This window comes from Yinghuangia sp. ASG 101 (assembly GCF_021165735.1).
In the GTDB taxonomy this organism is placed as follows: domain Bacteria; phylum Actinomycetota; class Actinomycetes; order Streptomycetales; family Streptomycetaceae; genus Yinghuangia.
The window spans coordinates 1,879,381-1,892,103 of the sequence record NZ_CP088911.1 but is presented as its reverse complement, the minus strand read 5'-3'; the positions used below and the strand labels follow the sequence as shown (position 1 = coordinate 1,892,103).

The 12,723-nt window shown below is 70.6% G+C and carries 8 protein-coding genes; 7 read left to right on the top strand and 1 reads right to left on the bottom strand.

The window, feature by feature from the left end:
• Window positions 1–124: 124 nt before the first annotated feature.
• A complete protein-coding gene (locus LO772_RS07715) occupies window positions 125–577 on the bottom strand; it encodes a hypothetical protein (protein WP_231777633.1) in 453 nt (150 codons plus the stop codon).
• A gap of 465 nt (window positions 578–1,042) precedes the next feature.
• On the opposite strand from LO772_RS07715, the gene LO772_RS07710 reads away from it, so the two are divergent.
• The 7 genes from LO772_RS07710 to urtA all read left to right on the top strand — a co-directional run bounded on the left by LO772_RS07710 (window position 1,043) and on the right by urtA (window position 12,703).
• Window positions 1,043–3,178 carry a helix-turn-helix transcriptional regulator gene (locus LO772_RS07710; protein WP_231777632.1) on the top strand — a complete coding sequence of 712 codons (2,136 nt, stop codon included), beginning with the start codon at window positions 1,043–1,045 and terminating at the stop codon, window positions 3,176–3,178.
• Window positions 3,175–4,152, top strand: a complete 978-nt coding sequence (locus tag LO772_RS07705) for a hypothetical protein (protein WP_231777631.1) — start codon at window positions 3,175–3,177, stop codon at window positions 4,150–4,152. The genes LO772_RS07710 and LO772_RS07705 overlap by 4 nt, the downstream gene beginning before the upstream one ends.
• Window positions 4,149–5,051 carry a DUF6339 family protein gene (locus LO772_RS07700; RefSeq protein ID WP_231777630.1) on the top strand — a complete coding sequence of 301 codons (903 nt, stop codon included), beginning with the start codon at window positions 4,149–4,151 and terminating at the stop codon, window positions 5,049–5,051. Before LO772_RS07705 ends, LO772_RS07700 begins: the two co-directional genes overlap by 4 nt.
• Before the next feature lie 191 nt (window positions 5,052–5,242).
• Entirely contained in the window at window positions 5,243–5,965 is a 723-nt protein-coding gene (locus tag LO772_RS07695) for a GntR family transcriptional regulator (protein ID WP_269453171.1), read from the top strand.
• Complete coding sequence (gene uca, locus LO772_RS07690; RefSeq protein WP_231777628.1) at window positions 5,962–9,570, top strand: urea carboxylase; 3,609 nt, start codon at window positions 5,962–5,964, stop codon at window positions 9,568–9,570. Before LO772_RS07695 ends, uca begins: the two co-directional genes overlap by 4 nt.
• On the top strand, window positions 9,567–11,273 hold the full coding sequence (gene atzF / locus LO772_RS07685) for an allophanate hydrolase (protein WP_231777627.1): 1,707 nt from the start codon (window positions 9,567–9,569) through the stop codon (window positions 11,271–11,273). Before uca ends, atzF begins: the two co-directional genes overlap by 4 nt.
• A gap of 173 nt (window positions 11,274–11,446) precedes the next feature.
• Entirely contained in the window at window positions 11,447–12,703 is a 1,257-nt protein-coding gene (gene urtA / locus LO772_RS07680; protein ID WP_443089442.1) for an urea ABC transporter substrate-binding protein, read from the top strand.
• Window positions 12,704–12,723: the final 20 nt, after the last annotated feature.

Sequence of the window (12,723 nt, the reverse complement as noted above, 5' to 3'; positions counted from 1 at the left end):
CCGGAATACATTCGGACCAAATATCGAGAGGAAGATCGACGGACAACAGAAAAGCTGTGCTCTTGTCGGCGCGGAGGGCCTCGGCTTCCCGGGCCCTCCGCGCCGACGGCAATCGGATTCGGCCTTACTTCTCGGACAACGTGATGACAATCCTGATCAGGGCGGCGTCGGAACGTCCCCGAAGCTCGTGCCGGCGCCCGCCGGAACGGCGCCGTCCGGGGCCGGTGCCGGCGGATCCACGCGGCGGCGGAGACGACCTGTACCGCCACGAACGGCCGGTGCCCCCACGGGCGTCGAGCAGGAACTCGACGTCTTCCGTCGCCTTCGGAAGGCGAACGACGACCACCACCGAATCAGGTTCGAACGGATCGTTGTCGTTGTTGTTCGACCTCGAAGTCCCGTCCACCTGCGATGAGTTGGCCGACAACCGCGACGAACGGGAGGCACGCCGCCGGTTGTTGGCCGCGACCATCGCTCCCCAGCCTTCGAGGAACTCCGAGCGGAGACACGGGTCCATGGCGTTGTACTCCTGGATCCACGACGTGATCTCGTCGTCGGAGTGGGAAGAGGGGGTCACGAAAGCCTCCTACAGGCACGGCGAGGTGGAAGAAACACGGTGCATGGAGCGGGGAGGGACAGGGTGCGCTGATATCACCGCGAGGGCCGTCCACCGGCCAGTGGCACTCCGCTCGGCGCGCAGCCGAATCGTGACCCCCGTTTGATGCAATTACCGTACGGGGGCGCGCCAAAATAAGCCCCCCACCTCAACTGGCCCACCGTCTCACGAATTTGACGGCAGGTCAGCGGTACCAAGGTGGCACGGTCCGGTCACCCGTGTCCAGCCGTATTCCGTTCGCGGGGCGCCGCGTCGACCTGTTCGTCCTGATTGCCCATTTGATCCTTATTCCTGTTTTGTCGTCGAGCCATCTGCTTGCGCAGTCCGAAGTGCCGTTGCGACAAGAGTCTTTGACAGGGATCAGATGTCAAATTTCACTGCTAGCATGCTTCTGACAAGGATGAACATCCGGCGACCTCAGGGTCGATGGCTCGGTGGGGGGCGCCTCCTGTGACCAATGAGAGTGAAGAGTTCGGGCCTTGGCTCGGGAGACAGCTTCGACGTCGCGACATGACCCAATCGGAGCTTGCGACCATGCTGGATGTCACCCGGGCCGCGGTGTCCGCGTGGATCACCGGCCGGGCCCAGCCACGGCCGGAGACCGTTCGTCGGATCGCCGATGCCTTCGACACGGATCTGGCCACCGTGTACGGGCGTACGAGCGACGCTGTCGCCGCGCGGCCGGTGACCTGGTACCACCGCCCCGCACACGCCGACGGCGGCCGGGAGTTCGGCAACGCGGCGGCGTTCGCCTTCGAGGCGGACCTCGGCGTCCTCGCGCGCGAGGCGACGCAGAACTCTCTCGACGAGCGGTACGACCCCACGCGGCCGGTTCGCGTCCGGTACATCCTGCACGAGCTCACCGGTGAACATCTGCGCAGCTTCCTGGACGTCGTGCAATGGGAATCGCTCAAGGCCCATTACGCCGCCGCCGCAACCACGGATCAGAAGGTCGGACGCGCACTGGCCGGGGGCCTACGAGAGCTGGAGGCCTCCGGTTCCCTTTTGCTGCTCCGGGTCGACGACCACAACGCCAACGGCCTCACCGGTCCCGAGTACGACGACGGCCGCTTCGCCGCCGTCGTGCGACGTCAACTCGACAGCCACAAGGGCGACAACCGCCGAGCGGGAGGCTCCTATGGCTTGGGCAAGGCGACCCTCTGGGCCACCAGCAGGCTCGGCCTCGTCCTCGTGAACAGCACCCTCTCGGTTCCCCACGAAGGCCGCACGGCACGTCGGTTGATCGGTCGCCTGGACCTGCCCTGGCACCAAGTGGACGGCGAGGCGTTCGCCGGGCCGGCATGGTTCGGTGAACCGGACAGCGACCGTGCCTTCGAGAACGTCTCCCGCTCCTGGTGGGGCAGTGAACAGGAGACCGCGAACCTCTATCTGGAGCGTGAGGGCGAGGAGCCGGGGACGTCCTTCCTGGTGGTCGGCGCCCACGACGCCGCCGCTGTCGCGGTCGGGGACGAAGGCCTTCAGGCCATGCACAACAAGCTCTGCGATTCCTTGGCGGAGAACTTCTGGGCCGCGATGACCGGAACGGACACTCTGCCGCCGCTGCTCGAGGCGTCGGTCCGAACCCTGCGCAACGGGACCGAGTTGATCCCGGAGACGCGTGTCAGTCCCGAACAACGGCGCCCCGCCCTGGCCCGGGCCCTGCGTGCCTACCTGGCCGGGGAGACGGTCACCCAGCTCTCCGGCCGGACCGACGTGGTCGAGCGAGCCGTCACGCTCACCGTGCCGCCACTGCGTACCGACGGCAAGGGGACAACGTCTGTCGCCCACGACGCGGTGCTGCTGTTCACGCCCGCGGACGACGGCGATCGGACTCACAGTCAGGTCGTGTCCATGCGGGGAAACCGCATGACGATCGCCAGCCGCAGGCCGCGCGATCTGGGCCTCGTCGTCGAGCCTTACCAGGCGGTTCTGCTCGCCGGCTTCGCGACCGCCCGCGACGGGGAGGACGTCGTGCGCGCCGAAGCCTTCCTTCGTGCGTCGGAACCCCCCGAGCACAATCGCTGGGAGTGGACGGACGAGCTGTCCGCCACGTACGTACGCGGGGCGAAGAAGCGCTTGGACGAGTTCCGCGTGGCGTCCGACGACGCCGTACGCGCGATCGTCGGCGCGCGGGCCGTCGGGCCCACCGACGGAGCCGGCCCCGCGTTGCTCCGGAACCTGCTGAAGCTCACCGTGCCAAGCGGCGGTGGACGGACGGTCACTCACCGCGGACGCGGCTACCCGGCCGTCGACGACCTCGATGGCGAGGTCGACGCCACCGGGGCATGGTCCCTGCGCGTGCGCATCGCCGTCCCGCAACAGGACGACCCCTGGCGCCTCCTGCCGATCGCCTGCTTCGGTTCCGGCAGCCCGGTCCGCTGGGCCGAACTGACCGCCACGGAGAACTGCTCCTTCGCCGGTGACGTCATCGTCGTCGCCCCAGGCGTCCGGTACGCGATGTTCAGCGGCGTTACCGACGTCGACAGCCACCCGGTCGATGCCGTGCGGACCAATGTCACCGTGATCCTGCGCAAGGCCGTCGAAGGAGTTGCACGCCCGTGAGCCGGAGCATCTACCCCTACGCCGTCCTGAGCGGACCGGTCGAGGTCGAGATCACCCGCGTCCGGATCGACGCCCGTCCGCTCGACTACACCAAAATCGCCGCCTCTCAGCGGACCGTCGCCCTCGACGACGCCGGCCGCGACGACTGGCGCGAGGCGGTGCTCGACGTCCGGGCCGTGCTGCCGGAGGAGGAGATCGCCTACGGCCCCTGGTCCGAACTCGTGTGCGCGGCCGTGTTGGAGGAGTCGACCACCAACACCCGGACCGTTCAACGCCTTACCAAGGACCGTGGTTCTGGTGCCTGGCAGGGCTCGGTGCGGCTGCGTCGATCTCGGCACCGTTCCCGGGCCACCCTCGGCGTGCGGGTCGTGGCCGCGGTCGACGGCGTCCGAGGGCGCATGATCGGGCGGAGCGATACCGACTGGGTGCTCGACCTCCAGTCCCGAATCCCCGTTCGGGCCAAGGAGATCCGGATCGTTGAGACGGACTTCCGCGACGGTCCGTACGCCTGGCTGCGCTCGCTCAAGGAGGCACCATGGTTCGTCGACACGTCCGGTGACATGCCGACCGTCTACCTGAACCAGGCCGTCGAGGGGCTGACCGCTCTGTTGCGTGGCACGAGCGCGGTGGAGAAGGCGACGGCCGCTCTCGTCAACGCCCAGATCGTCGGAGACGTATGGGAGACGATGTTCCACGCGGCCGTGAGCGACATCGAGTCGGATGAGGTCGGTCGGCCGCAGATGCCCACCGGCTGGCGCGAGTCCGTCCTCGAGACCATGCTCTCCGACGTCCTCCCCGGGCTTTCCCCGACGGACGCGATCGTCGAATTGCGGGCGCGCCGCGAAGAGGGCTACGGCTGGACCGAATTGCAGTCCCGCATTCAGTATGCCGCCGCACTGAGGGCCCAGTTGCCCAGGCAACTTGCCACGACACTGCGCCTCACGGCCCGTTCGTCCCAAGGAGAAGACCGGTGAGCTTCCCGCACGCCACCGACGATCGTCTTGCCCTGCTACCGGTGGGCGTGGCCACGCGATTCCTCGACCAGGCCATTCTGTCCGGAGCCGAGCCACCCCCACAGGTCGCGCTGCTGCGCGCCGCTACCGTGATCGCCGATCCGTCGGCACGGTGGGACACCGCACCGGTTCGGGAGCTGCTGGACCACGCCACGGCTCGCTTCGCGAGCAACCGTGCCGACGCCGACGCCTGGCTCGCGCCGCGCCTCCACGCGACCATGCGCATGACCAGGAGCGAGGCCGCGGACAAGGATCTGTGGGCATACCTCGCCATGATCGTCGCCCCGGACTATGTTCTGTGGCGACACACCCCAGTGGGCGGCGAGGACACGCGACGCCCCGTCGTCCAGGCGTCTCGATTTGTGGGAGGCAGTTCCGTCCAGGCTTTCGCCCGGCTGTGGTGGGCCGCCGAAATGTGCCGCGACGGTGCCGACTATCGTCCCGTCGAGGTGGCCTGCGGCAACCAGGACTTCCTCAACACCGCCTTGCGCCTCGGCATCATGGACCACCGTCCCACCGCGCTGGCCGTCGTCCGGGTCATGGAAAACCTGACCTCGGCCGGCGCACCCCGACCGGGGGACCAGGTGAACGCTCTGTGCAAGGCCATCGGCATCGCGGGCAGCACCCTGATGTACGAGGTCATCGGCCCCGACGAACTCCCGAACGACGCGGAGCTGCTGGCGTGGATCGACGAGGCCGACTCCGCTCCTCCCGTGGCCTGGGACCGTCTCCCCGACGGCCCCGACGACGGCACCGCCCCCACAGCGTCCGTCGATGCCCTCACCCACCTCTTCGAGGATCTCAACGAGCATCTGGGTCGGCTTCGCGACCGACGTCGCACGTCCGTGACGCGCGGGTGATCTCGAGGGCTTCGGGATTGCCGTGTCGGTGAGTTCGCGGTCTCAGCGGGGGTGACTTGGGGGACTGCCGGAAGGGGCGCGGCAGGAGGTTGTGGTTGCGGGGGTGAGGCGGGGTGGGGTGTCAGGGGATGGATACGGGGTTGTAACCGGTGGGGGTATTCGGGGAAACGGGGGGTGCCTAGCTTCGCGGCATGGACACCGATGTGGATACCGGTCCGGATACAGGGTCCTCGTCCGTGGGGATTCTTGGGTCGCGGGTCGAGGATCGGCTTCGTTCGGCCGTGCTGGGAGCGGAGTTCGGGCTGCGGGAGCGGTTGACGGAGAGTGGGCTGGCGCGGCGGTTGGGGGTGTCGCGGACGCCGGTCCGGGCGGCGCTGGTCGGCCTGGTCGCGGACGGGCTGCTGACGCGGGTGGACGGGGCGTACTACGTCGCGGTGCCGGACCTCGCGGAGCTGCGTGACCTGTACGAGCTGCGGGTCACGCTGGAACTCCGGGGGATCGCACGGGCGTTGGAGAACCCGTCGTTCCGGCACGACGACGCGATCCTGGCGGAGCAGTGGGCGTGGTGGTCCGGGATGCGGGAGGAACCGCCCCAACCCGGGCCGGGGTTCGTGCTGTTGGACGAGCGGTTCCACGTGGAGCTGTCGCGGGCGGCGCGGAACGCCGCGCTGACGGCGGCGCTGGTGTCGGTGAACGCGAAGATCCGCCGGATCCGCATGTACGACTTCCTCACCGCCGACCGCGTGGCCACGACCGTGGCCGAGCACGTGGAGATCTTGGAACTGCTCCGGGCAGGGGAGTTGGACGCCGCCCACCGGGCGCTGCACGTCCATGTCGGAGAGTCCCTGGCCGTGGTCTGGGAGCGGGCCTCGCGGGCGCTGACGCTGATGACGCTGCACGGAGGCCATTCATGAGTTTCGACACCGTGCTGGTCGCCAATCGGGGCGAGATCGCCGTACGCATCATCAGGACCGCGTCGCGGATGGGACTGCGCACCGTCGCGGTGTACTCCGACGCGGACGCCGGGGCGATGCACATGCGCATGGCCGACGAGGCGGTGCGGATCGGTCCGGGGCCGGCCGCCGAGAGCTACCTGCGCGTCGACGCGATCGTGGAGGCGTGCCGCCGGACAGGCGCCGGGGCCGTGCACCCCGGCTACGGATTCCTGTCCGAACGCGCGGACTTCGCCCGGGCGTGCGAGGCGGCGGGCATCGCGTTCGTCGGCCCGACGCCCGGGCAGATCGAGCTGTTCGGCACCAAGAACACCGCGCGCGGCGCCGCCGCCAGGGCCGGTGTCCCGTTGATGCCCGGCACCGAACTGCTGGTGGACGTCGAGGACGCGGTCACCCAGGCGAACCGGATCGGCTATCCGGTCATGCTGAAGGCGGTGGCCGGCGGCGGGGGCATCGGCATGCGGGCGTGTGCCGACGAGGCCGCGCTGCGGGCCGGGTACGACCAGGTCACCCGTGCGGCGCAGGCCGGCTTCGGCAACGCCGCGGTGTTCCTGGAGCGCTTCGTCGCCAACGCCCGGCACGTCGAGGTGCAGGTGTTCGGGGACGGCGACGGCCGCGTGGTCAGCCTGGGCGACCGCGACTGCAGTCTGCAGCGCCGCCACCAGAAGGTCATCGAGGAGGCCCCGGCACCGCTGCTGCCCGACGAGGTCCGCGACCGGATCCACGCGGCGTCGCGGACGTTGTGCGCGAGGGTCGGATACCGGTCGGCGGGGACCGTCGAGTACGTCTACGACCCGGAACGGCAGGAGGCCTGGTTCCTGGAGGTCAACACCCGGCTCCAGGTCGAGCACCCCGTGACCGAGGCGGTCACCGGCGTGGACCTGGTGGAGTGGATGCTGCGCCTGGCCCGCGGCGACGCGGGCCTCCTCGACGGCGTGCCGGACGGCGGTCCGCCGCCGCGCGGGCACAGCGTCGAGGCGCGCGTGTACGCCGAGGACCCGGCACGCGGCCACCAGCCCAGCTCCGGCGTCGTCACCCGGGTCGCGTACGGCCCGGGCGCGCGGGTGGACGGCTGGCTCGAACCGGGCCGTGAGGTCGGCACGTTCTACGACCCCATGCTCGCCAAGGTGATCACCCACGCGGACACACGCGAGGCGGCGTTCGCGGCGTTGTCCGACGCGCTGGAGCACACCGAGGTCGCCGGGATCGAGACCAACCTCGGGCAACTGCGCGCGGCGGTCGCCGACCCCGTCGTCTCCGCGGGATGGATGACGACGGCGACCCTCGGGTCGGTCCGGGACCCCCGGCCGCGGATCGAGGTCGTCCGGGCCGGCACCCTCACCACCGTGCAGGACCTGCCGGGGCGCCTCGGCGGCTGGGACGTCGGCATCCCGCCCAGCGGGCCGATGGACGACCGGTCCTTCCGCGACGGCAACCGCATCCTCGGCAATCCCGACGGAGCCCCCGGACTCGAATGCACCCTGGACGGGCCGCGCCTGCGGTTCACCCATGCCGCGACGGTGTGTGTGACCGGCGCGCCGGCCGCGGTCAAAGTCAACGGATTCGCGGTCGCGCGGCGGGAGGCCGTCCGGGTGCCGGCCGGCGGCGAGTTGGACGTCGGCACCGCCACCGGGCCGGGCATGCGCGTGTACGTCCTGGTCGCGGGAGGGTTCGACGTCCCCGCCTACCTCGGTTCGGCGTCCACCTTCACCGCGGGGGAGTTCGGCGGTCACGCCGGACGGGCCCTGCGCGTCGGCGACGTGCTGCGCGCCGTGCCCGGCGTCTCCGCGGACCAGGACGCGGAGCGCCCCCGCGCGAGCGTCCGGGAGCCGACGCCCGCACCGGAGTTCACCGACAGGTGGGTCGTCGGCGTCAGCGAGGGCCCGCAGCCCGCCCCCGAGTACCTGACGCGCGCGGATATGGCGCAGTTGTACGCGACCTGGTGGACCGTCACGAGTCAGGCCGCGCGCACCGGTGTGCGGTTGTCCGGCCCGAAGCCGACCTGGACGCGCGCCGACGGCGGCGAGGCCGGGCTGCACCCGTCCAACCTGCACGACAACCCGTACTCGGTCGGGGCGCTGAACCTCACCGGCGACACCCCGGTGCTGCTGGGGCCGGACGGGCCCAGCCTGGGCGGGTTCGTGTGCCCGGTGACGGTCGTCCCCGGCGAGCGGTGGAAGATCGGCCAGTTGCGGCCGGGCGACCGGATCCGGTTCACCCCGGTCGCGGAGGACACGGCCGACGCGCTGCGGTCCGGCACGATGGCCGCGCCGCCGCTGCTGGGCCGGGCTCCCGAGCGCGACGACGGCGTCCTGGGCCGGATCGCGGCGACGGACGCGACGCCGGAGGTGGTGTACCGGCGCGGTGCCGCCGACAACATCCTGGTGGAGTACGGGCCGATGGTCCTCGACCTGGGGCTGCGCATGCGCGTGCACGCCCTCGCGTCCGGCCTCGCCGCCCGCGGTCTGGACGGCCTGGTCGACGTCACCCCGGGGGTGCGCTCGCTGCACCTGCACACCGATCCGGACCGGCTCCCGCAGCGGCGCCTGATGCGGATCCTCGCCGAGGTCGAGTCCGAACTGCCCGCCACCGCCGACCTGTCCGTGGAGAGCCGCACCGTCCGCCTGCCGATGTCCTGGGACGACCCCGTCGTCGGCCGGGCCATCGCCCGCTATCGCGAGACCGTCCGCGACGACGCCCCGTGGAACCCGTCGAACATCGAGTTCATCCGCCGCATCAACGGCCTGCCCGACGCCGACGACGTGCGCCGCATCGTCTTCGACGCCGACTACCTCGTCCTGGGCCTCGGGGACGTGTACCTCGGCGCGCCGGCCGCGACCCCGCTCGACCCGCGGCACCGGCTGGTCACGACGAAGTACAACCCCGCCCGGACGTGGACCGCGGAGGGCACGGTCGGCATCGGCGGCACGTACATGTGCGTGTACGGGATGAACAGCCCGGGCGGCTACCAGCTGGTCGGCCGGACCATACCGATCTGGAGCACGCACGCGAACACCGGCGGGTTCGAGCCCGGTGTGCCGTGGCTGCTGCGGTTCTTCGACCGTGTCAGCTGGTATCCCGTCGAACCGGACGAACTCCTGGGCATCCGCGCCGACTTGCTGACCGGCCGAGCCGGACTCGACATCACCGCGGGCACGTTCACCCTCGCCGACCACAACAGGTTCCTCGCCGAGAACGCCGACGACATCAAGGAGTTCCGGCGACGGCAGGCGCACGCGTTCGAGGCCGAACGCGTCGCGTGGGAGGCGGCGGGCGAGTTCGCGCCGCGGCCCGAACCGGAACCCGCCCCGGCGGCCCGGTTGGTCGTGCCTCCGGGCGGCGAGGTGGTGCGGGCGCCGCTCGCGGCCACGGTCTGGGAAGTGACCGCCGCGCCGGGCGGGTTCGTGCGCGGCGGCGATGTGCTGGTCCGATTGGAGGCGATGAAGATGGAGGTCGTGGTGACCGCGCCCGCGGACGGATTCGTCCACCAGGTCCTGGTCGAGCCGGGACGGCAGATCGATCCGGGCGCCCCGCTGGCGGTGCTGGCCGTGGAGGCCGCCGCATGACCGCGGTGTCGGCGCGCGGCCGTGTGGAGGAGGCGTTCCGCAGGATCAAGGAGGTCGACCGGCCGGAGGTGTGGATCCTGGCGCGCGATGAGGCGGACGTGCTCGCGGACGCCGACCGCGTCGACACCCGCATCGCGGGGGGCGACGAACTCCCGCTCGCCGGGCTGGTGTTCGCGGTCAAGGACAACGTCGACGTCGCGGGTCTGCCGACCACCGCGGCGTGCCCCGGGTTCGCGTACACACCCGCGCGCACCGCGACCGCCGCCGCCCGACTCGTCGACGCCGGCGCGGTGTTGCTCGGCAAGACGAACCTCGACCAGTTCGCGACGGGCCTCGTCGGCACCCGCAGCCCGTACGGCGCCGTGCGCAACGCGCCGCGCCCCGACCGGATTTCGGGCGGGTCCAGCTCGGGATCGGCGGTCGCGGTCGCGCTGGGCATCGCCGATCTGGCGATCGGCACCGACACCGCGGGGTCCGGCCGCGTGCCCGCCGCGCTCAACGGCATCGTCGGCATCAAGGCGACGCGCGGCCTCGTGCCCACGACGGGTGTCGTCCCCGCCGCGCGACCGTACGACTGCGTGACCGTTTTCGCCGCCTCCCTCGCCCTGGCGACCCACGCGATGGCCGTCATGAGCGGCCCGGACGCCGCCGACCCGCTCAGCCGCGCGTGGCCGAGCGACGTACGCCTGGCCGCGCCGCCGGAACCGCGCGTCGCCGTCCCGGACCCCGGTGCCCTCGCGCCGCTGTCCGACGACGCGCGCGCGGCGTTCTCCGCCGCCGTCGACCGGCTGGTGGGGGCGGGAGCCCGGGTGAAGGTCGTCGACGTCGCACCGCTCCTGGCCGTCGCCACGCTCCTGTACGACGGCGCGCTGGTCGCCGAACGGTTCGCGGCCGTCGGCGACTTCCTGGCCACCGAGCCCGCGGGCGCCGACCCCACGGTCGCCGCGATCATCCGCGCGGCGGCCGGCCTGCCCGCCCACGGACTCGCCGCCGATCAGCGCCGCGTCGACGAGGCCCGGGCCACCGCCGCGGCGTTGCTGCGGGACTGCGACGCGCTGCTCCTGCCCACGACCGTCGGGCATCCGACCCTCGCGGAGGTGGCGGCCGATCCCGTCGGCACCAACAGCCGCATGGGCACGTACACCAACTTCGTCAACCTCCTCGACATGGCCGCCGTCGCCGTCCCGGCGGGTACCGCCGACGGGAGCCCGTTCGGCGTCAGCGTCATCACCCGGGCGTTCGAGGACCAGATCGGCATCGACCTCGCCGCCGTCCTGGCCGCGGAGACCGTCGAGCGGACGTTCCCCGGACTCGGCGTCGACCTGGTCGTGTTCGGCGCCCACCGGCGCGGCGGGCCTCTGGCCCACCAACTCACCGACGCCGGTGCGCGCTTCCGCGGCATCGTGCGCACCGCGCCCGACTACCGCATGCTCGACCTGCGTACGCCCCCTCCCAAACCGGGCATCGTCGCCGCCGCCCCGGGAACGGGCCGCGCGATCGAAGGCGAGCGGTGGACCCTCTCACCCGCCGCCCTCGGGGTCTTCCTGACCGCTCTCCCCGCGCCGATGACCCTGGGCAAGATCACCCTTGACACCGGCGAGCACGTCACCGCGTTCCACTGCGACGTACCGCCCGGATCCGACGTCATCGACGTGACGGAACACGGGAGTTGGCCGCGTTACCTGGCCGCCCGAAACACCTGATCCGCCACCCGGTCCCCACCGGCCGCCGGCGGATTCACGGAGCCGTGCCGTACGGAAATGCATGCGTTCATGGAAATGACCGATTAACAATCGCGAATCAGACGGGAAACCGTGTGTCGCGACACTCAGGGACGTCATCAGTGCGAAAAAAGGAGCCCCGAAGCGTGCGAAAAATATCCTTCGGCAGACGCACCGCCAGACTGACTGCGGCTTCATTGGTCTCCCTGGCGCTCGCACTCGCCACCACGGCGTGTGCGTCCGACAAGAGCACGTCGAAAGGCGCCGGCACCGGCGGCGGCGCGTCGATCGACACCAGCGGATCATCCGTGAAGGTCGGTGTGCTGCATTCCCTCAGCGGCACGATGGCGATTTCCGAGGTCACCGTCAAGAACTCGGTGCTCCTCGCCATCGACGAGATCAACGCCAAGGGCGGCGTGCTGGGGAAGAAGGTCGAACCGGTCGTCGAGGACGGCGCCTCGGACTGGCCGACCTTCGCCGAGAAGGCCCAGAAGCTCATCTCGAACGACAAGGTCGCGGTCACCTTCGGCGGCTGGACCTCGGCGAGCCGCAAGGCGATGCTGCCGGTCTTCGAGAAGAACAAGCAACTGCTGTTCTACCCCGTGCAGTACGAGGGCCTGGAGTCGTCGCCCTACATCTTCTACACCGGCGCCACGACCAACCAGCAGATCGTGCCGGGGCTCGACTACCTCAAGGCCCAGGGCAAGAAGAAGATCTTCCTGGTCGGCAGCGACTACGTCTTCCCGCGCACCGCCAACAAGATCATCAAGAAGTACGCCGAGGCCAACGGCATGGAGGTCGTCGGCGAGGAGTACACGCCGCTCGGCCACACCGAGTACAGCACCGTCATCAACAAGGTCACCGAGGCCCACCCGGACGCCGTCTTCAACACCCTCAACGGCGACAGCAACGTGGCGTTCTTCAAGCAGCTGCGCAGCACCGGAGTCGGGCCCGACCGGATGCCCGTCCTGTCGGTGAGCGTCGCGGAGGAGGAGGTCCGCGGCATCGGCCCGGACTACCTGGCCGGCCAGCCGGTGGCGTGGAACTACTACCAGACCACCGAGGGCGCCCGGAACAGCGAGTTCGTCGCCGCGTACAAGGCCGCGTACGGCGCGGACAAGGTCACCTCCGACCCGATGGAGGCCGGCTACAACTCGGTCTACCTGTGGAAGGCCGCGGTCGAGAAGGCCAACAGCTTCGAGCCCGAGGCGATCAAGAAGGCCTGCGACGGCGTCGCGATCGACGCGCCGGAGGGCAAGGTCACGATCGACGGCGCGACGCAGCACGTGTACAAGACCGCCCGCATCGGCGTCGTCCGGGAGGACGGCCTGATCCAGGAGGTCTGGAATTCGGGCGGCCCGGTCAAACCCGATCCGTATCTCAAGGAATATCCGTGGGCGACGGATCTGTGATCCTTTCCGCCGACTGAAAC